Annotated in this window: 21 protein-coding genes; 11 read left to right on the top strand and 10 right to left on the bottom strand. The window is 65.0% G+C overall.

Features of this window, described 5'->3' with window-relative positions:
* Together ACE3TQ_RS23965 and ACE3TQ_RS23970 are read right to left on the bottom strand one after the other, a co-directional pair.
* A partial coding sequence (locus ACE3TQ_RS23965; protein WP_374585740.1) for a carboxyl transferase domain-containing protein occupies positions 1 to 694 on the bottom strand: 694 nt, incomplete at its 3' end.
* Between the two features lie 18 nt (positions 695 to 712).
* Positions 713 to 1141 carry a YchJ family protein gene (locus ACE3TQ_RS23970; RefSeq protein ID WP_374585742.1) on the bottom strand — a complete coding sequence of 143 codons (429 nt, stop codon included), beginning with the start codon at positions 1139 to 1141 and terminating at the stop codon, positions 713 to 715.
* A gap of 45 nt (positions 1142 to 1186) precedes the next feature.
* Between ACE3TQ_RS23970 and ACE3TQ_RS23975 the strand changes: the two genes are divergently transcribed.
* The gene (locus tag ACE3TQ_RS23975; protein ID WP_374585744.1) at positions 1187 to 1729 is read left to right on the top strand and encodes an RNA 2'-phosphotransferase; all 543 of its coding nucleotides are present in this window, start codon (positions 1187 to 1189) and stop codon (positions 1727 to 1729) included.
* On the opposite strand, the gene ACE3TQ_RS23980 is transcribed toward ACE3TQ_RS23975, so the two are convergent.
* From ACE3TQ_RS23980 to ACE3TQ_RS23995, 4 genes are all read right to left on the bottom strand, one after another.
* Positions 1726 to 2127: a TA system VapC family ribonuclease toxin gene (locus ACE3TQ_RS23980; RefSeq protein WP_374585746.1), complete on the bottom strand. Its 402-nt coding sequence runs from the start codon at positions 2125 to 2127 to the stop codon at positions 1726 to 1728. The genes ACE3TQ_RS23975 and ACE3TQ_RS23980 overlap by 4 nt on opposite strands.
* Positions 2127 to 2354 carry a CopG family transcriptional regulator gene (locus ACE3TQ_RS23985; protein WP_374585748.1) on the bottom strand — a complete coding sequence of 76 codons (228 nt, stop codon included), beginning with the start codon at positions 2352 to 2354 and terminating at the stop codon, positions 2127 to 2129. The genes ACE3TQ_RS23980 and ACE3TQ_RS23985 overlap by 1 nt, the downstream gene beginning before the upstream one ends.
* Before the next feature lie 65 nt (positions 2355 to 2419).
* On the bottom strand, positions 2420 to 3673 hold the full coding sequence (locus tag ACE3TQ_RS23990; RefSeq protein ID WP_374585749.1) for a D-amino acid dehydrogenase: 1254 nt from the start codon (positions 3671 to 3673) through the stop codon (positions 2420 to 2422).
* Between the two features lie 108 nt (positions 3674 to 3781).
* Positions 3782 to 5077, bottom strand: coding sequence for a serine hydrolase domain-containing protein (locus ACE3TQ_RS23995; protein ID WP_374585750.1), 1296 nt, complete (start codon positions 5075 to 5077; stop codon positions 3782 to 3784).
* A 162-nt stretch (positions 5078 to 5239) separates the two neighbouring features.
* Here ACE3TQ_RS23995 and ACE3TQ_RS24000 point away from each other — a divergent pair, with 162 nt between their 5' ends.
* The 9 genes from ACE3TQ_RS24000 to ACE3TQ_RS24040 all read left to right on the top strand — a co-directional run bounded on the left by ACE3TQ_RS24000 (position 5240) and on the right by ACE3TQ_RS24040 (position 13839).
* The gene (locus ACE3TQ_RS24000) at positions 5240 to 5980 is read left to right on the top strand and encodes a GntR family transcriptional regulator (protein WP_374585752.1); all 741 of its coding nucleotides are present in this window, start codon (positions 5240 to 5242) and stop codon (positions 5978 to 5980) included.
* An 89-nt stretch (positions 5981 to 6069) separates the two neighbouring features.
* Entirely contained in the window at positions 6070 to 6951 is an 882-nt protein-coding gene (gene murQ, locus ACE3TQ_RS24005) for an N-acetylmuramic acid 6-phosphate etherase (RefSeq protein WP_374585754.1), read from the top strand.
* A 39-nt stretch (positions 6952 to 6990) separates the two neighbouring features.
* Positions 6991 to 8256, top strand: coding sequence for an MFS transporter (locus ACE3TQ_RS24010; RefSeq protein WP_374585756.1), 1266 nt, complete (start codon positions 6991 to 6993; stop codon positions 8254 to 8256).
* A 68-nt stretch (positions 8257 to 8324) separates the two neighbouring features.
* Positions 8325 to 9962, top strand: coding sequence for a glycoside hydrolase family 10 protein (locus ACE3TQ_RS24015; RefSeq protein ID WP_374585758.1), 1638 nt, complete (start codon positions 8325 to 8327; stop codon positions 9960 to 9962).
* A 70-nt stretch (positions 9963 to 10032) separates the two neighbouring features.
* Positions 10033 to 10950 (top strand): N-acetylglucosamine kinase, encoded by a 918-nt coding sequence (locus ACE3TQ_RS24020; RefSeq protein ID WP_374585760.1) that lies wholly within the window; start codon positions 10033 to 10035, stop codon positions 10948 to 10950.
* Positions 10951 to 10965: 15 nt separating this feature from the next.
* On the top strand, positions 10966 to 11757 hold the full coding sequence (locus ACE3TQ_RS24025) for an N-acetylmuramoyl-L-alanine amidase (protein WP_374585761.1): 792 nt from the start codon (positions 10966 to 10968) through the stop codon (positions 11755 to 11757).
* 87 nt (positions 11758 to 11844) lie between these two features.
* Positions 11845 to 12744: a LysR family transcriptional regulator gene (locus ACE3TQ_RS24030; RefSeq protein WP_374585763.1), complete on the top strand. Its 900-nt coding sequence runs from the start codon at positions 11845 to 11847 to the stop codon at positions 12742 to 12744.
* On the top strand, positions 12741 to 13352 hold the full coding sequence (locus ACE3TQ_RS24035) for a M15 family metallopeptidase (protein WP_374585765.1): 612 nt from the start codon (positions 12741 to 12743) through the stop codon (positions 13350 to 13352). Before ACE3TQ_RS24030 ends, ACE3TQ_RS24035 begins: the two co-directional genes overlap by 4 nt.
* A 13-nt stretch (positions 13353 to 13365) precedes the next feature.
* Positions 13366 to 13839, top strand: a complete 474-nt coding sequence (locus ACE3TQ_RS24040) for a hypothetical protein (RefSeq protein ID WP_374585766.1) — start codon at positions 13366 to 13368, stop codon at positions 13837 to 13839.
* Here the strand turns inward: ACE3TQ_RS24040 and ACE3TQ_RS24045 are convergent.
* The gene (locus ACE3TQ_RS24045; RefSeq protein ID WP_374585768.1) at positions 13828 to 14319 is read right to left on the bottom strand and encodes a DUF2939 domain-containing protein; all 492 of its coding nucleotides are present in this window, start codon (positions 14317 to 14319) and stop codon (positions 13828 to 13830) included. The genes ACE3TQ_RS24040 and ACE3TQ_RS24045 overlap by 12 nt on opposite strands.
* Positions 14303 to 15343, bottom strand: coding sequence for a hypothetical protein (locus ACE3TQ_RS24050; RefSeq protein WP_374585770.1), 1041 nt, complete (start codon positions 15341 to 15343; stop codon positions 14303 to 14305). Before ACE3TQ_RS24050 ends, ACE3TQ_RS24045 begins: the two co-directional genes overlap by 17 nt.
* A 50-nt stretch (positions 15344 to 15393) precedes the next feature.
* Here ACE3TQ_RS24050 and ACE3TQ_RS24055 point away from each other — a divergent pair, with 50 nt between their 5' ends.
* Positions 15394 to 15849, top strand: coding sequence for a RidA family protein (locus ACE3TQ_RS24055; protein WP_374585771.1), 456 nt, complete (start codon positions 15394 to 15396; stop codon positions 15847 to 15849).
* Positions 15850 to 15883: 34 nt separating this feature from the next.
* Here the strand turns inward: ACE3TQ_RS24055 and ACE3TQ_RS24060 are convergent, their stop codons facing one another.
* Together ACE3TQ_RS24060 and ACE3TQ_RS24065 are read right to left on the bottom strand one after the other, a co-directional pair.
* Positions 15884 to 18310: a prolyl oligopeptidase family serine peptidase gene (locus tag ACE3TQ_RS24060; RefSeq protein WP_374585773.1), complete on the bottom strand. Its 2427-nt coding sequence runs from the start codon at positions 18308 to 18310 to the stop codon at positions 15884 to 15886.
* Between the two features lie 111 nt (positions 18311 to 18421).
* The gene (locus ACE3TQ_RS24065; protein ID WP_374585775.1) at positions 18422 to 19168 is read right to left on the bottom strand and encodes a hypothetical protein; all 747 of its coding nucleotides are present in this window, start codon (positions 19166 to 19168) and stop codon (positions 18422 to 18424) included.
* Positions 19169 to 19176: the final 8 nt, after the last annotated feature.

Below are 19176 nucleotides of genomic sequence, written 5' to 3' on the forward strand. Positions count from 1 at the left end.
GGTCTTCCGCCGACACCACCTCGCCGGTGGCCGCCTTCACCAGCGGCGGGCCGCCCAGGAAGATGGTGCCCTGTTCCTTGACGATGATCGACTCGTCCGACATGGCCGGCACGTACGCGCCGCCTGCCGTGCAGGAACCCATCACCACCGCGATCTGCGGGATGCCCTTGGCCGACATATTGGCCTGGTTGAAGAAGATGCGGCCGAAGTGGTCGCGGTCCGGGAACACGTCGTCCTGGTTCGGCAGGTTGGCGCCGCCCGAATCCACCAGGTAAATGCACGGCAGGTTGTTCTGCTCCGCGATCTCCTGCGCGCGCAGGTGCTTCTTCACGGTCATCGGGTAGTAGGTGCCGCCCTTCACGGTGGCGTCGTTACACACGATTACGCACTCCTGGCCGGAGACGCGGCCGATGCCGGTGATCACGCCCGCTGCCGGAGCGGCGTTGTCGTACATATCGTGCGCGGCCAGCTGCGAAAACTCGAGGAACGGGGTGCCGGGATCGAGCAGCATCTGTACGCGGTCGCGCGGCAGCAGTTTGCCGCGCGCCACATGCTTGGCGCAGGCCGCCTCGCCGCCGCCTTGCGCCGCTTTCGCGACTTTGGCGCGCAGGTCGTCGACCAGGGCTTGCATGGCGGCGGCGTTGGCTTTGAAGTCCTCGCTGCGCGGATTGAGTTTGCTTTCGATGCTCGGCATTGTCGTCCTCTGGTTCTCTTATTCTGGAAATTCGCCGTCCACGTAAAACCAGCGCAAGCCGCCATCGCCCGGTTCGCGCAGGAAGCGGCTCAGCTCATGCAGGCGCTGGCCGCGGCCATCCACGCGCAGGCGGGCCACGAACTCCACGAAATCCTCGTTCGGCTTGGCCTCTGCTTTACGTTGACGTAAACGTAAAGCAGATTTTACCTCAAGTCCCAGCCATTGGAGCTTTTCGTCCGGGCGTACTATTTTTTCGGTTGGGCGCGTGGTTTCGTGCCAGGTTGACAATAAATACGGCTCATTCTTGAGCGTATAAGCCGTATAGCGCGAGCGCATCAGCTGCTCCGCCGTCTCCGGCACCTTGGCGCCATCGATAAACGGCCCGCAGCACGTCTCGTAAGAAGGACCGCCGCACGGGCAGCCCACAGGGGTCTTCGATTTGGACATCCCGCCATTATCCGCCATATCGGCGATTGAGCTAATATATGCCAAATGAGCAATGTAAATAAAACAAGTATAAGCAAGTTCCTGAGCCTCGTACTGCGGCACAAACCTGAAGAGATCGGCCTGGCCCTGGATGCCAATGGCTGGGCCACTATCGACGAACTGATTGCGCGCGCCAACGCGCGCGGCACGCCGCTAAGCCGAGCCCTGGTTGAAACCATCGTGGCCGAAAGCGACAAGCAACGTTTCGCCATCAGCGCAGACGGCGCGAAGATCCGTGCCAACCAAGGGCACTCGGTCGATATTTCCCTTGGCCTGAAGCCTCAAACACCGCCGGAACAGTTATTCCACGGCACCGCCACGCGCTTTATCGAATCGATCCGCGTCAGCGGCCTGCACGCGGCATCGCGCCAGCACGTGCATCTTTCAGCGGACTCGGCGACTGCTGAAAAAGTCGGCAGCCGCCATGGCAAGCCGGTGGTGCTCGTAGTGGAGTCCGGACGAATGGTCCGCGACGGTCATCTCTTCTATCGATCCGAAAACGGCGTCTGGCTGACCGATAGCGTTCCGCCGGAATATCTGCTGCCTTAAAGGAGCTGCAAGCTTTTCACCCCATCTGGGAAAGTTGCAAGCTTGCCGTTGTTTGCCCGTGCCAATGCAAGCAAATACGTGTCCGTGATCGAGTGTGACCGATACAGGCGATGGTGCTGCACATGTCGGGACGCTACCAGGCTCAGATCGTCTGGCCAGAACGTATGGCCGGGCATCACACGTAAAGCCCTAAGCAAGGGCATTACGAGGATGGGTGACCCAGGAGAATTGGGGTAGCGAGGGTTACCAACGATCCGGAGGACGCCGTTCTCAGTCAATGGGCAGGTGGCCCAAGAGACTTGCCCCACAGAGGCGAACCAGGCCTTCGCAGTTCCATGCTGGATATGGGCAGTGTCGATCAGCGCAATGAGGACATTGACGTCGAGCAAATAGGTCATTACGGCAGCTCGTCGCGCAACTGGTTCACCAATTCCATGGTGACTGGATGCCCTTTTCCCAGCCGTGGTAATACCGGGAAGCCATCGGAGGTGCGCGCGACTGCAAGCGACTCCAAACCATCGCGTGTCAGTGCAATGATCACATCATCCAAGCTCATTTTATTGTTCTTGGCCAATGCCCGAACCGCCTCCAGGAGCTCTTCGTCAATTTCAGGCAGCGTTTGCATAGCTCTTCTCCTTACGGGGATAAGCACATGATACGCCGCTGCGGAAAAGCGCAGCAGGACTTAGCTCAATGCCTGTACGCCAGGCAGTCGAGCGCGAACGGCGATTCCTGGCCGCGCATCAGGGTGGCCAGCAGGCTGGCGCTGCCGCAGGCGAAGGTGAAGCCGAGCGGGCCGTGGCCGACGTTGAGCCAGAGGTTGGGGTATGGCGTGGCGCCGATGATGGGGGCGCTGTTCGGGGTGGCGGGACGCAGGCCGGCCCAGGCTTCGGCGCGGTTGTAGTCGGCGGCGTTCGGCATCGATTCGCGCGCCAGCCGCGTCAGGCTGGCGATGCGGCGGCGGTCGATGCGGGTGTCTTCGCCCACCATGTCCACCATGGCGGCGATGCGCAGCTCGTTGCCGATGCGGGCGTACAGCGTTTTGCGTTCGAAGTCGGTGATGCTGATGTTGGGCGCCACGTGCTCCGGGTGGATCGGCGCGGTCAGGCTGTAGCCTTTGAGCGGGTACATCGGCAGGTCGAGGTCGGCGGTGGCGGCCAGGTCGCGGCTCTGGATGCCGGCGGCCAGCACGTAGTGGTCGGCGGAGATCCAGCCGGCATCGGTTTCAATCGCCGATACCTTGCCATGCTCGACAAAGATGGTGCGCGCCGCCGTGTGCATGCAGCGCTCGAAGCGCGGGTGGGCGTAGATGCGTTTTTCCAGTGCCAGGCAGAAGGCATAGCAATCGGCCACCGCTTCGCCGGCGTTGAAGATGCCGCCAGCCAGCTTGGGCGCCAGTTCGGCCAGCGCCGGTTCGATGCGCGCCGTATCGGCGCCGTACAGGATGGCGCGGTTCTCGTCGGTGTCGGGCTTGTCCAGCGCGGCCTTGAAGGCTTCCTCGCTGCGGTACACCACCAGCTTGCCGGCATTGCGCCAGTTGAATTCGGACAGCGGCAGCGTGAGTTCCAGCTGCGCCAGCGACTGGCGGCTCAGCTCGCCCAACTGCAGCAGCTTGGCCGTGGTGCGGGCGTTGGCGGCGGCATTGCAGTTGGCCAGGAACTGCGTCATCCAGCGCCACTGGCGGATATCGGCTTCGGGACGGAAACGCAGCGGGCCGTCCGGCTGGAACAGCCACTGCATGGCCTTCTTCGGCACGCCGGCATCGGCCAGCGGCGACACGTAGCGGTAGCTGAGCTGGCCGCCGTTGCGGTAGCTGGCAGCGCTGGCGACGGTGGGGGCGCGTTCGAGCAGGGTCACACGGTAGCCCGCTTCCAGCAGCCACCATGCGGACGCCAGGCCGACCACGCCGCCGCCAATCACCACCACTTGCTGTGCTTCCTGCATGCCACCTCCGAGTTTCACTGGTGATAGAGCTTAAGGGGCGCGGTTGCGCCGGAGCCAATGAAACGTATTGTTGCGGCCATAACCTTGGGTCATGTGTTTGCAGCAGTGTTAGTCTGCGCGGCCCAGGATGGCGCGCTGGTACAGGGCGTCGAGGATCTTTTCCTCGGCCCGCGTATGGGCCGAATACTGGCCCGGGTCGGCGTCCGGATCGCTGGCAAAGCCGCCGATCAGCGAGACGATGCCGTGCTTCTTCTGCAAGTCCAGGGCGAAGGTGGAGACCAGGCCATAGGCTTCGCCCAGGTGGCCCACGGCATGGAAGCGCCCATCGGCCGGCATGCCGCCCATATTGCCGCGCACATCGGCGAAGCGCTGGATTCCCAGGCCCCAGCTGTGGTACAGGCCTTTCAGGGTGTCGCCGTTGCTGCCGTTGAAGCGCCACTGCTCGCTGAACATGGCCGCCAGCGAGTGCGGCTGCAGGATCTGCTTGCCCTCATGGCGGCCATCATTGAGCAGCATCAGCATGAGCTTGCCCAAATCGGCAGCAGAGAGCCGGACGCCGCCCGTTGGGCTGAACAGGGTGCCATTGTTGCCGACCACGTAGCGGTCCAGGCCGGGCGGCGCCAGCGGGGCCGCGACGCCGAAATCGTCCACCTGCGCGATCCACGGCCCCTGGCTGTCCCATATCTCGGTATCGCGCGTGCGGCGGCGGTACAGGGTGGCGGTATCGGCCACCTCCTGCTGGCTGAATTCGGACGGGTTGTAGCCGCCCTTCAAGCCCATCGGCGCCAGCAGCAGGCGCTTCATCAGGCGGTCGAAGCGCTCGCCGGTGACGCGCTCCATGATGGTGCCGATCACGCCCCAGTTCAGGTTGGAATAGGTGAAGTAGGCGCCGGGTTCGCCGTCGCGCGCCCACATCTTGCCGCCCGGGACCAGCACCTCGCGCAGCAGCGTGGCGGCGCCCCAGGAATAACCGGCGTCGTCGCGCAGGGTGGAGGTATGGCTCAGCAGGTGGCGCAGGGTGATCGGGCGCGCCGGGTAATGCGGGTTGCGCAAGGCGAAGCCGAGGTAGCTGCCGGCATCGGCATCCAGCGACAGCTTGCCCTCCTCGACCAGCTTCATCAGGCCAAGCGTGGTCACCATCTTGGAGATGGAGGCGATGCGGAACATGGTGTGCGGCGTCACCGGCGCCGTCATCCCGCTGCCGGCCGTGTCGAGGCGGCGCAGGCCGAATTGTTGTTGGTACGCCACCGCGCCATCGCGCACCGCCAATACCGATAAGCCGGACAGCGGCCGCTGCGGGTCGTCCACGATGGCGGCCAGTTCCGCGTCCAGCTTGCTGGCTGCGGCATGGCTGGCTCCACTGATCAATACTGCGCCGACAAGGGCGCGCACACTTTTTTGCATGTCTTCTCCTTTTGCGCCCAGCATACGGCGGCGGGCTTCCCGCCAGCCAATGAAAACTGATTATCCGGCCATAACCGCTGTGCATCACCCATTTGCGGCTAAATGAAAATAGCAGCAGGTTTTTCCTTTCGCTATTACACTAGCAACTATAGGAGAAATGCAATGAGCCTCGCCGGTGCTGAATTTAAACCCGATCTACACGACAATTCGCCGCTGTACATGCAGATTGCGCGCAAGTTAAGCGACGATGTACGAAATGGACGTTACCAGGTAGACCAGGCACTGCCCTCCGAGCGTACGCTGTCGGAATTGCTGAACGTGTCGCGCGTGACCGCGCGCAAGGCCATCGACCAGCTGGTCGACCAGGGCCTGGTGGTGCGCCGCCGCGGCTCGGGCAACTACATCGCCCCGCGCATCGAGCAACCGCTGTCGAACCTCACCAGTTTTTCGGAACAATTGGCCCAGCGCGGCTACAAGCCCGGTTCGCGCTGGCTCAAGCGCGGCCTGGTGGCCGCCACCGCCGACGAACAGCTGAGCCTGGGCCTGTCGCCCAATACCCGCGTGGCGCGGCTGGAGCGCCTGCGCCTGGCCGATGACGTGGTGATGGCGTATGAAGTCTCGATCCTGCCGCAAACCATCGTCGCCAACCCGGAACTGATCGGCGATTCGCTCTACCAATACCTGGAATCGGTCGGCAAGGCGCCGGCGCGCGCGCTGCAGCATATCCGCGCCATGAATGCCTCGGCCGAGCTGGCGCGCCAGCTGGAAGTACCGGAAGGCCAGGCCGTGCTGTTCATTACCCGTATCGCTTACCTGGAGTCGGGCCAGGCGATCGAGCTCACGCATTCCTACTGCCGCAGCGACCATTACGATTTCGTGGCGGAGATGCGCCGGGCCGCATAGGCCGCAGAACATGGCCGCATAACCTGGCGGCATAGCCCCTGCAAGTCCTGTCATGGGCTGGCCCGGCATTTTGGCATTAAACTGGTTTTATGCTGAATACCGAAACGCCCAGTTCCCAACATCGCGAACTGGACCAATATCCGACAGAGCAGCTGGTTGCTGCCTTTGCCGACGACCAGCTGACCGCGGTGCACGCCGTGCGTGCCGCCGTACCTGCTATTGCCAGGGCGGTCGAAGCCGCCGTGCCGCGCATTGAAGCGGGCGGCCGCCTGCTCTACGTGGGCGCCGGCACTTCCGGCCGCCTTGGCGTGCTGGACAGCGTTGAACTCTATCCCACCTTCTCCTGGCCGCATGAGCGCGCAGTTGCCATCCTGGCGGGTGGCGCCGACGCCATGTTCCAGGCCGTGGAAGGCGCGGAGGATGACCGCGCCCAGGGTGCGCGCGACCTGCTGGCGCTGGAGCCGAGCCGCAACGACGTGGTGCTGGCGCTGGCCGCATCGGGCACCACGCCCTATGTGCTGGGCGCGATCCAGGCGGCGCGCGAAGTGGGCGCGCTCACCATCGGCATCGCCAACAACCCGGGCGCGCCGGTCGCGGCGCAGGCGGAGTGCGGCATCATCCTCGACACCGGCAACGAAATCATCTCCGGCAGCACGCGCCTGAAGGCCGGCACCTCGCAGAAGATCGTGCTGAACACGATTTCCAGCGCGATCATGGTGCGCCTGCACAAGGTTTATGGAAACTTGATGGTAGACTTGAAGCCGACCAATGCGAAGCTGTTCGCGCGCACGGTGCGGCTGACCATGCACGCCACCGGTGCCGATGAAGCGGCAGCCCGCACAGCGCTGGAACAGTGCGGCTTCCACGTCAAAGTGGCGGTGGTCGCCCTGTTGAAGAAAACCACGGTGCAGCATGCGGGAGACTTGCTGGACCAGGCCCGGGGCAGCGTGCGCGGCGCATTGAATAGCTGATCCGTCCTGCGCGCGTCCCGGCCCACAAGAAAGGACGTAATGGATCGCGCGCAGCAACGCAGCCCCTGGGGCTGGGTACCTTCCCTCTATTTCAACCAGGGCATTCCCTACTTTGCGGTGATGGCCCTGTCCACCGCGATGTACAAGGACCTGGGCATCTCCAACACGGAGATGGCCTTCTACACCGGCTGGCTGTACCTGCCGTGGGTGATCAAGCCCTTGTGGTCGCCCCTGATCGAAATGTTCGGCACCAAGCGCGCCTGGGTCACTATCCTGCAGATGCTGCTCGGCGTGTCGCTGGCGGCCGTCGCCTTCACCCTGCCGCTGTCGAATTTCTTCCAGCTTAGCCTGGGCGTGATGTGGCTGATGGCGTTCAGCTCCGCCACGCACGATATCGCAGCCGACGGCTTCTACATGCTCGGCCTGCGGCAGAAGCAGCAGGCGGAATTCGTCGGCGTGCGCAGCACCTTCTATCGCGCGGCGAACGTGGCCTGCAACGGCGGGCTGCTGTTCCTGGCGGGGGAAATCATCAAGTATTACGGCAATCCGCACATGGCCTGGGCCATCACCTTCGGCGCGGCCGGCGCGGTGTTCCTGGCACTGGCCATCTACCACCAGTTTGCGCTGCCGCGGCCAGCGGAGGATACGCCAGCCGTGCGCACCGCCGCGCCGCTGAAGGACTTTTTTGCCACCTTTGCCGCCTTCTTCCGCAAGGACGGCATCGTCGTGATCCTGCTGTTCCTGCTGCTGTTCCGCCTGGGCGAATCGCAGCTGCTGAAGATGGTGGTGCCGTTCCTGAAAGATCCGCTGGAAAAGGGCGGCCTTGGCCTGAGCACGGCGGATGTCGGCATCGCTTACGGCACCATCGGCATCATTGGCCTGATCCTGGGCGGGCTGGCCGGCGGCTGGCTGATCGCGCGTTTCGGCCTGAAGCGCTGCCTATGGCCGTTCGCCATTGCGATCCATGTGCCGGACCTGATCTTCGTTTACCTGTCGCAGGCGCAGCCGCAGGACTTCATCTGGATTTCGACCTGCCTGGCGGTCGAGCAGTTCGGCTACGGCCTGGGCTTCACCTCGTTCATGATGTACATGATCATGGTCAGCCAGGGCGAGCACAAGACCGCGCACTACTCGATCTGCACCGGCTTCATGGCGCTCGGCATGATGATCCCGCAGATGGCCAGCGGTGCCATCCAGGAGATGCTGGGCTACCAGAATTTCTTCATCTACGTCTGCACGGCGACCGTCCCGGCCTTCATCATGACGGCGCTGATCAAGATTGACCCGGAGTTCGGCCGGGAATAGCAGGAATGGGTAGAATACGGCTCCTGCTGATGTGAGGATTTGTTTTGGCTTTTAATGCGAAGAGGCGGATGACCATTGCCGCCGCCGCGGCCGGCGTGGCCGCATTCCTGGGGGCGTGTTCGAGCACCCCGACGGCGCCCGCCGATAGTGCAGCCGGCAGCGGCGGCACGGGCGCGGCCCCCGGCGCGGGCCAGGCCGGCGCCAGCCCGTCCGGGCCGGCACGCAGCCCTAACCTCGTCGGCGACCAGCCGCCTGCCGCGCCGCGCGAATTCCGCGCCGCGTGGGTTTCGACCGTGGCCAATATCGACTGGCCAAGCCGCAGCAACCTGCCGCCGTCGCGCCAGCAGGCCGAAGCCATTGCCATCCTCGACCGCGCCAAGGCGCTGCACCTGAACGCCATCGTGCTGCAGGTGCGCCCCAGCGCCGATGCCATTTATCCATCAAAACTGGAGCCGTGGTCCGAGTTCCTGACCGGCCAGCAGGGCAAGGCGCCGGAACCGGCCTGGGATCCGCTGGCCTTCTGGATCAACCAGGCCCACGTGCGCGGCATGGAGCTGCACGCCTGGTTCAACCCCTACCGCGCGCGCCATTCCGCCGCCCGCACGCCGAACGCGCCTGGCCACATCGCCAACACCCGGCCGCAGGTGGTGCGCCAGTACGGCAAGATGCAGTGGATGGACCCGGGCGAGGAAGCGGCCGCCCAGCATACCCTGGACGTGATCCTGGACGTGGTGCGCCGCTACGATATCGACGGCGTCCATATCGACGACTATTTTTACCCCTATCCGATCGAAGCGCCCGGCGCCAGCGGCGGCGAGGCGGCGCTGGATGCGCCGGCGAATGGCGGCAAGGCGGAACTGGAATTCCCCGACCACGCCTCCTGGCAACGCTACCAGCAAGGCGGCGGCACCCTGGACCGCGCCTCCTGGCGTCGCCAGAACGTCAACCAGCTGATCGAAACGATCTACAGCGGCATCCGCAAGGAAAAGTCCTGGGTGCGTTTCGGCATCAGCCCGTTCGGCATCGGCCGTCCGGACCGCCGCCCGCCCGGCATCCAGGGGTTCAGCCAGTACGACAAGCTGTATGCCGACGCCGAACTGTGGCTGCAGAACGGCTGGCTCGATTACCTGGCGCCGCAGCTGTACTGGCCGATCGCGCAGCAGCCGCAGGCTTTCCCCGTGCTGCTCGACTACTGGCTGGGCCAGAACAAGCGCGGCCGCCACATCTGGCCGGGCCTGTACACCAGCCGCATCGACGATACGGCCAAGTCCTTCACGGCCGAAGAAATCGTGCAGCAGGTGGACGTCATGCGCAGCCGCCCGAACGTGAATGGCCACATCCACTTCAGCATCGCCGCCCTGATGCAGAACCGCAAAGGCGTGACCGACCAGCTGAAGGCCACCAGCTACCAGGGCCCGGCCCTGGTGCCGCCCTCGCCCTGGCTGGGCAGCGACGCGCCGCCGCCGCCCACCGTGTCGGTCAGGCGCCACGCCAGCGGCCTGGCGCTCGCCCTGGGCAACGTGCAGCGCGCCACCCAGGTGGCGATCTGGGCCCGCTACGGCGAGGAATGGCGCTTCAATGTGGTGCCGAGCCACCGCAGCGAAGTGGTGCTGACCGACGAAAACGGCGTCCCGGCGCGCTCCGTGGTGGTGTCGGCCGTCGACCGCCTTGGTAACGAAAGCGCACGAGTTTCCGCTGCGTTATAACTTTTTGGAATGAGTGTCGCACAGCCTTTCATGTAAAGATGGCAGCGTTTCACCGTACACTCATCTGATCATGGGCAAACCACAATCCGATCGCACCCTGGGGCTGGGCATCGACGCTGGCGGCACGGAGACGCGCTGGGCGCTGTCCGACCCGGCCGGCGCCATCGTGGCCGAAGGCACCGTGCCGGGCCTGTCCGCCCTGATGATGGCCAAACCGGCCGGGCGCGAGCAGGTCCATGCCACCTTCAGCCAGCTGGCCCGGGACGTGCTGGAAGCGGGCCAGCCGCAGCGCGTTTGCGCCGGGCTGACCGGCTTCGGCGGCGACGGCAATGTGCTGCTTGGCTGGCTGTCCGACCTGCTCGACGTGCGGCTCGATGCCATTACCCTGTGCAACGATATCGAAGTGGCCTACCTGGACGCCTTCGAACCGGGCCAGGGTTACCTGGTCTACGCCGGCACCGGCTCGATCGCCGCCTTCATCGACGACACCGGCGAATTCCACCGCGCCGGCGGGCGCGGCGTCATGCTGGACGACGCCGGCGGCGGCTTCTGGATTGCGCGCGAAGCCATGCGCCGCATCTGGCGCCGCGAAGACGAGGAGCCGGGGGCCTGGCAGGATTCGCCCATGGCGCACGCGGTGTTCGACCATGTCGGCGGCAGCGACTGGTCCTACTCGCGCAGCTTTATGTACACCCAGGAGCGCGGCGACATCGGCAAGCTGGCGCTGGCCGTCGCCATGACTGCCGGCGCCGATCCGGCGGCGCGCCACATCCTGCTGCAGGCAGGGCGCGAGCTGGCGCGCCTGGCGCTGGCCCTGGTGACCCGCTTCGGCCAACGCCCGATCGTGCTCTCGGGCCGCGCCGCCGAACTGCATCCCCTGATTTACGAAGCCATGCGCGCCGAACTGCCGCCGGGCTTCAAGCTGGAAAAACGCAGCGCCCGCCCGCATCATGCCGCGGCGCGCCTGGCCGCCAGGCCGCGCAACTAAAACGAAGAAGAGACAATGAAAAAACTGCTGCTAGCCTCCCTGATCGCCGTGCTCACCGGCTGCGCCGCGCCGCTGCCGCGCATCGACCATTCGTTGACCGCCAAGGGGCAGAGCAGCCGCGTGCGTTTCGTCGTGCTGCACTACACCGTGTCCGACCTGCCGCTGTCGATCAAGCTGCTGACCGAGAAGGAAGTCAGCGCTCACTACCTGCTTACGGACGAAGACGAGCCGCGCATCTACGCCCTGGTCGATGAAAACCGCGCCGCCTGGCACGCCGGCATCAGCAGCTGGAAGAACTACACCGCCCTGAATTACAGCTCGATCGGCATCGAAATCGTCAATCCCGGCTTCAAGGACATGCCCGACGGGCGCCACTGGTACGGCTTCAGCGAACGCCAGATCGACCAGCTGGTGGCCCTGCTCAAGCAGATCAAGGAGCGGCACCAGGTGGCGCCGGAGAACTTCCTCGGCCATAACGAAATCGCACCGCAGCGCAAGCAGGACCCGGGCCCGATGTTCCCCTGGAAGCGCCTGGCCGACGAGGGCCTGATCGCCTGGCCCGATGCGAACGCCGTGGCGGCCGCCCGGCCGCAGTATGAAGCCCAGCTGCCGGACATCGCCTGGTTCCAGCAAAAGCTGGCCCAGCACGGCTACGCCACGCCGCAGACCGGCGAGCTGGATGAACAGACCCGCAATGTGCTGGTGGCTTTCCAGTCCAAGTACCGCAACAGCAAATGGGACGGCGTGCCCGACGCCGAATCCGCCGCCATCCTCGACGTGCTGACCGCGCCCAAGGCCAAACCCTAAGCGCCGTTGCACGCCCGCCGGCTTTCCCCTATCCTGCCAGGATGCTGCGGGGGAGGGCCTGCGGCGCCAGGAAGAGGAACCAGAACCATGCGGCTGCGCCATATCGAAGTTTTCCACGCCATCATGCAGGTCGGCACCATCAGCGGCGCCGCCCAGGTGCTGCATATTTCGCAACCTGCGGTGACCAAGGTCCTGCAGCACTGCGAGCTGCAGCTTGGCATGCCGCTGTTCGAGCGCGTGCGCGGCAAGCTGTATCCCAAGCCGGAAGCGCACCGCCTGTTCGCCGAAACCGAAAAGCTGCACCGCGACCTGCAAGGCATCCGCCGCCTGGCCGCCAGCCTGAAAGGGCGCGCCGTGGAAACCGTGCGCCTGGTCTCGACGCCGACCATCGCCATCAGCGTGCTGCCGCAGGCCATGAGCATCTGGCGCGAGGCATTCCCGGACACGCGCTGCGAGCTGGCCACCCACCATACATCCGAAATCGTCAACACGCTGCGCCTGGGCGAAGCCGATATGGCGCTGTCGCTGCAGGACCCGCGCCACCCCGGCATCATCGCCGAGCCGATCGCGCAGGGTGTGATGACGGTGATCGCCCCGGCCGGCACCTGGAGCACCGAAGAACTAAGCCAGCCGCTCACGGCGGACGGCCTGACCGGTGAGCTGATCGGCCACGCCGACAACGACCCGCTGGGCGAGATGGTGGTGGCGGCCTGCGAAGCGCAGGGCATCCAGCCCTTCTTCCGCACCACGGTGCAGACCTACCAGATTGCCCGTTCGCTGGTGGAAGCCGGCGGCGGCATCGCCGTGGTCGATCCGCTGACGGCGGCATCGGCCGATCCGGCCAGGGTGCAGAAACGCCTGTGGGCGCCGGCCATCCCGATCCAGCTTTTCCTGCTGACCAACGGCCATGCGCCGCTGTCGCACTGCGCCCGCCAGCTGGCCGACTCCATCGCCAGCGTGGCGCGCACCTGCCTTGAACATTCATGACTAAGACCATCCGCAGCGAAGACATTCCGTCCAGCCCCGATTTCCGCCACCTCAGCACCATCGCCGGGATTGCGGTCGACCTGCGCTACGCCGGTCCGGACAATTTCGTGGGCCGCGACCTGTACTCGCCGCTGGATTGCGCCTGGCTGCACCGCGAGGCCGCCGCCGCCATCGAACGCGTGGTGGCTTACCTGGCGCAGCGCGCGCCCGATCACAAAGTATTGCTGCTGGACGCCCTGCGCCCGCACCGCGTGCAGGAACAGCTGTGGGACGCCTTGGCCGGTACCGACCTGCAGATGTACCTGGCGCCGCCCGAGCGTGGCTCGATCCACTCCTTCGGCATGGCGGTCGACATCACCCTGCTCGACGCCGCCGGCCGCGAGCTGGACATGGGCACCGGCTTCGACGACATGACCGTGCTGTCCCACCCGGCGCTGGAAACGCAGCACCTGGCCAGCGGCGAACTCACCGCCGCCCAGGTCGCCAACCGCCAGCTGCTGCGCGACGCCATGTTCCAGGCTGGCTTCCACGGCATCAACAGCGAGTGGTGGCATTTCGACTGCGGCGACCGCGTGCAGGTGCGCCGCGACTATACCCGCGTCCTGTAAGGAGACAACGCCCATGCAGCAGCCCTGGTCAAGCACACGAGCGATCCTGACCGGCGGCGCTCTGGCCGGGCTGCTGGACATCATTTTTGCGATCAGCTTCGCCGGCTACAACGGCCTGCCGCCGCAACGCCTGCTGCAGGTGGTCGCCAGCGGCGCGCTGGGCCAGGCGGCGTTCACGGGCGGCATGCCGGCTGCGGCATTCGGGCTGGCCTGCCATTTCGCCCTGAGTTTCGGGTGGATGGCGCTGTTCTTCATCGCCGCGCGGCGCCTGCCCGCGCTGGCGCGCAAGCCGCTGCCTGCCGCCGTGGCTTACGGCTTGCTGGTGTTCTTTGCCATGCGCCTGGTGGTGCTGCCCTTGTCGGCCTTCCCGCGCCCGGTGACCTTCAACGCCTTCTCATGGGGCATGGATATGCTGTCGCATGTGCTCCTGTTTGCCCTGCCGATCGTATGGGCAACGCGCAAGGCGCAGCAGCCGTCAAAAGCGTAGTTCGCTCAGCTTCCAGTCGGCGAATCCGCTGCGTGCGAACACCAGCGCAATCTTCTCGTTGCGGATGATGTAGCGGTTGACGCCTTCGCGCTCGGTCACCCAGGGGCGGCGCGCGTCGGTGTTTTCACCCTCAGGCGGGCCGCTGTCGCCACCGCGCTTGTCCTTTTTCGCGAAATCGCCGTGTTCGAGCACGTACATGACGGTCGACGGCTGCACCAGCGCATCCACCACCACCCCGCCCAGCAGGCGACCAATGCCGCCCAGCCCTGCCTCCGCGTCTGGCTTGCCTGCGATCTGGTCCTTCATATTCTCCCGCAGCAGCGGATAATCCACGTGGCTGTTGAAGGCGGCGGCGTCATGCACCCGCACCGCCTCTTTCATCCGGTGCACGACGATGAGCGGCGACCAGTACCAATACGCCGCCACTGCGGCGACGATGGCCAGCGTCGCCGCTGGAATGAGCTTATTTTGTTTTGCCATCTGCGATGATCCTCAAGTTGCCGCGGTCGACCAGCGCTGTCCGCACCTGGTATTTGCGCAGCACACCTTCGCTGTCGAACAACAGCGCCAGTTCCGCCACGGAGTCTACCTTTTCCTTGCCCGGCAGCGGCGCGCGTTCCAGCACCGACCACAATTCGCGGCCTTGCGACAGGCTGCGTGTTTTGCCGCGTGCCAGCAGCGCCGGCAGATCGGCCTTGCGGGTCTGGCCCGGCACCAGGCGCGCGACGTCCTGCTCGAACACGGCGGCGTTGTCGGACGGCGGCTGGCCGTCGCTGTCGACATAGTGGATGCGCACCAGCGCGTCATCCGGCCACTGCTCTTCCGAAATGGGCGGCAGGTAGTAGCGGTTGCGCTGCCTGCTGCTTTTGGTGACCGCATGTTCCGGCAGCGCGGGACCGAGTAAATGGCGCTCGCGGCCCGGCGCCTGCACGGTCACCGCAAAGACCTCGCGCTCGGCGAGGAAGAAGAAGGGCAGCTTCGGCCCGCACTGTCCGATCATCTTGCTCAGGAAGCCCAGGCCGCCGTGCTGCAGGCCCGAGGCGTACGTCACCTGGCATTGCACGCGCAGGTCGCCCAAACGGCGCGTGTCCGCCGGCAGGCCGGGCGTGATGACTTGCGGCTTCCAGTACACCGAGCCGGTGCGGCGGTTCGCCACCAGCGCCGCGTCTTCGCGCTGGGCGGCCTCGTTGACCGGCAACGCAAAGGACGCGTCGTCGTCATGCTCCAGGGGCAGTTTGACCGAATCGCTTTGCAGCGCCAGGCGCAGCGTCTGCGGCTTCACATCGCGCTCCATGCCGTGCATACGGAAGCGCAGCACCGCATTCGGCGCCTGTGCGCGCAGGCTCTCGAATTTTTCCAGGCCGCGCAGCATGCGGCGGTAAGACTGCTCCGAGCTGAACTCGCCCGGCACTTCAACGCGCTGCATTGGCTCCTCGTCCTGTGCCACGGCGGCCAGGTGGAGGGTGCAGGCGACTGCCAGCAGAAACAATCCGGATACATTCATCGGCAGCGCCTTAGTACATAATTGGCAACCATTCTACCAAGGAGACTTCCATGCGCCACATGCTCGCCGCAGCCTTGATGCTGGCTGCTTCCCTCGCCCACGCCCAGGGCGGGCCGTCCGTGCCGGGCCCGTCGAAGGTGCAGCCGGGCTGCTACCACGTAAACGAGAAAATGGAGCGCGACGTCGGCTACTGCCAGGCGGTGCGCAGTGGGAATACCTTGTACATCTCCGGGCACACGGCAAGCGGCGATATGCCTGCGGCGGTGAAAACCGTGTACACGCGCCTGGGCCGCATCCTGGCCGCGCACGGGCTGACCTTCAAGGACGTGGTCAAAGAGAATGTGTTCACCACGGATATGGACGCGCTGGTAAAGGCCGCCAACGTGCGCCTGCCCTTCTACGACAACCACTACCCGGCCGCCAGCTGGATCGGCGTGCAGCGCCTGTTCATGCCCGAACTGGTGATCGAGGTCGAACTGGTCGCCGTCTTCCCGGACGGGAAATAAAAAAGGCGGCGGTTCGCACCGCCGCCCTGTTTCATTACTGCTTGGCGTTTTTGACGTACTTGTCCAGCCAGGCGTTGGTCTCGGCCAGCATGGTCATGATCGACTCGCGCGCGCGGTAGCCGTGGCTTTCGTTCGGCAGCATGACCAGGCGCGTGGTGCCGCCCAGGCCTTTCACCGCATGGAACATGCGCTCGCTCTGTACCGGGAAGGTGCCAGGATTGTTATCCTGCTCGCCGTGGATCAGCAGCAGGGCGTCCTTGATCTTCTCCGCATTGTTGAACGGCGACATGGTCTGGTAGGTGTCCTTCGCCTTCCAGAAGATGCGTTCCTCCGACTGGAAGCCGAACGGGGTCAGGGTGCGGTTGTAGGCGCCGCTGCGCGCGATGCCGGCCTTGAACAGGCGCGTGTGCGCCAGCAGGTTGCCCGTCATGAAAGCGCCGTAGGAGTGGCCGCCGACGGCGATACGGTGGCGGTCTGCCACGCCGCGCTTCACCACTTCCTCCACCGCCGCTTCGGCGTCGGCCACCAGCTGTGGCACGTAGGTGTCGTTCGGCTCCGCGTCGCCCTGGCCCACGATTGGGAAGGACGGGTTATCCAGCACCGCGTAACCCATGGCCAGGAAGGCCGCCGGACCCCAGTAGCTGACCGCGTTGAAGTGGTAAGGCGAGCCGGTGGTCTGGCTGGCGGCGGCGGCCGATTTGAATTCCGCCGGGTAGGCCCACATCAGCATCGGCAGCGGGCCGTCGCGCTTGACGTCGTACTTCGGCGGCAGCATCAGGGTCGCGGTCAGGTCGACGCCGTCGGCGCGCTTGTAGCGGATCTGCTCTTTCTGCACGTCCTTCAGCTGCGGCAAGGGATGCGGGAAGCTGGTGATGGCGCGCAGCGCTTCGCCTTCGCGCACATAGTAGTTCGGGCGCTCGGTCGGCGCTTCGCGCGTGGTCAGGATACGCTTGCCGTCGTTGTCCAGCACGGAAACCACGTTCTCGTAGAACGGCGCGGCGCTGTGGAACAGGCGCTCCTTCGACCTGGTGGCCAGGCTGTAGCGGTCCAGGAATGGACGGTCGCCTTCCGGCGACGCGCCCTCGCCCTTCAGCAGCAGGGTGTCGTTGGCGCCGATGACCAGGCGCTGGTTGCCCGCCGCATCCGGCCTGGTGACCGGGTCGCCCGGGTCGTTGTAGCGGTCTTCCGAGGAGTAGGCGAAGGCCAGTTCGGCCGCCGCTTCCGGCTGGTCCGGGCGCACGCGCCATTCCTTCAGGGCGCGCGTCTTCCACCAGTATTCGGTAATCAGGGCCAGGTCGCCACGGCCCCAGCGCACGCCGGAGTAGCGCGAGCCCAGTTTGGCCAGCAGCGTCGGCTGCGCCTTGAACGGCGCCGCCAGGGAGTAGACGTGGTCGCGGATGTCCACCTGTTTGGACGGGTCGCCGCCGTCCTGCGCTTCGGCCCACACCAGGGTGGCCGGCGCATCGGCGCGCCAGCTCACGCTGCGCGCGCCGACGGACACCGCGTCGTTACCCGGCGGCAGGCCCTCTTCCACCGGCTTCTCGGCGACCAGGTGCACCAGCTTGCCGCCAAAGTCGCGCACTTCAATACGGCGCGCGAAGCTCGATACCGGCACCGCATACGAGAACGGGCGCTGCACGGTGGTGGTCAGCAGGTTGGCGCCGTTCGGCGAGACGGTCACGGAGGTGATGATGGCTGGCGCGCCAATCGCTTTGACCTTGCCCTGCAGGTCGATGCTGGCCAGTTGCGCGGTGGCGTAGTGCTCGAAGATCTTCGCGTCTTCCTCATTCTTCAGCAAGTCCTGGTAGGTGCGCAGCTGGCGCGCCGGGCCGCCCTTGGACTCCTGGATCACCGGACCGGTCGGGATGCCGGACGGCTGCGGCGCCACGCCGCCAGTGCGCAGCGTAACGATGAAGCCCTTGCTGTCCGGCAGCCAGGAGAAGCCGCGGTTGAACACCGCCGACAGCTGCTGCGTGCCGACCCGGCGCGCCTTGTGCGCAGCCACGTCCACCACCCACAGCTCCACGCCTGCACCCTTGCCGTTGGCATCGCCGACGGAGACATGGGTGAAGGCCAGGTAGCGCTGGTCCGGCGACCAGGCCACGTCGGCCAGGCGCAGTTGCTTGGGCAGGCCGCTGACCTGGACCTGTTTGGCATCGGCCACGTTCATCAGCATCAGGTTGGAACCGAAGGAGAAGCGGCTGGCCGCATAAGTGCGCGGGTTGATGCGCACGCCGGCCAGCTTCAGCTCCGGCTGCGCCACTTCAACGATGCTTGGCAGCGAAGGCATCTGCACCAGCCCGGCCACGTCGCGGTTCGGTCCGAGGAACAGGGCAGGCGCGCGCGGCGCGTCAACAATGGCCTGCAGCGCTGCAGGCGGCATCGAATACTCAGCGTGGGCGGCAGGGAAGGCGGCCAGCAAGGCCAGCGCGATAGGCAACGCGCGATTCAGGCGGGTCATAAAGGTAACTCTCCGGTAGCTTTAGGTGCCCCGGAGTGTGGGCACTCATGTCGATATTGTCAACTTCTGGCGGGCACTGCCCTGCGCTCGTAAGAGGTGGGCGCATTGAAGTTAATCTGTAATCGTCAGGTCGACATCGACGAGCGTCTCGTACACTTGTCTTTCTGCTTCATTCCGCAGGAGGACTTTCATTTTCTTGATGGCGCACTTTTCTCCAACCGTGAACCCCACGCGCACTTTTCCTCTAGCGTACAGGGGCTTCACGAGGCCAGAGTAGGTCATGCTGCACTTGGTATCCGGTACGACACTGGCGAACAGTCCGTTCGGCGTGTTGATGGCGTAATCCAACTCGACTGGAATGAAGGCGCCCTTCTTGACTGAAGCCTGTATTCCACCAGGTAAGCTTACCTTGGTGATAGCCGAGCCAGTACCATCCCACTTGCGAGCGTCTAATGCGGGATTGCGGACGAATTTGTACTGGACCGCAACATCCTGCCTGAATACTTCGGCCGAATTGATGTCCTTGAACACGACCGTCATTCTTTCCAATGTCCCAGGCTCGGTCAAATATGCGCCACGAGTAATGACGTGCGTGCCAGGGGCCATGCTTTCTGGTACGCCGATGTATTGTGATTTGTAGGTTTCGTCAAAAATACGAACCCAAGCGCGCAATGGTGAAGCGGGTTTGGAGAAGCGAAACTTGATCGTTGCTAGGATTGGTGTCTGTTCGGGCACTGTGCTGCCAATGGGTGGATCGAACGTAATCGACTCGATTACCAGGTCGGAGTTTTGCTGCGCGAAAGCCGGGTTTGCGGCAAAGGCGCTAGCCAATAGTGCTACCGATGTGCGAAATTTCATGCAGATCT

This window comes from Pseudoduganella sp., from assembly GCF_041914865.1.
GTDB lineage: Bacteria > Pseudomonadota > Gammaproteobacteria > Burkholderiales > Burkholderiaceae_D > Rugamonas.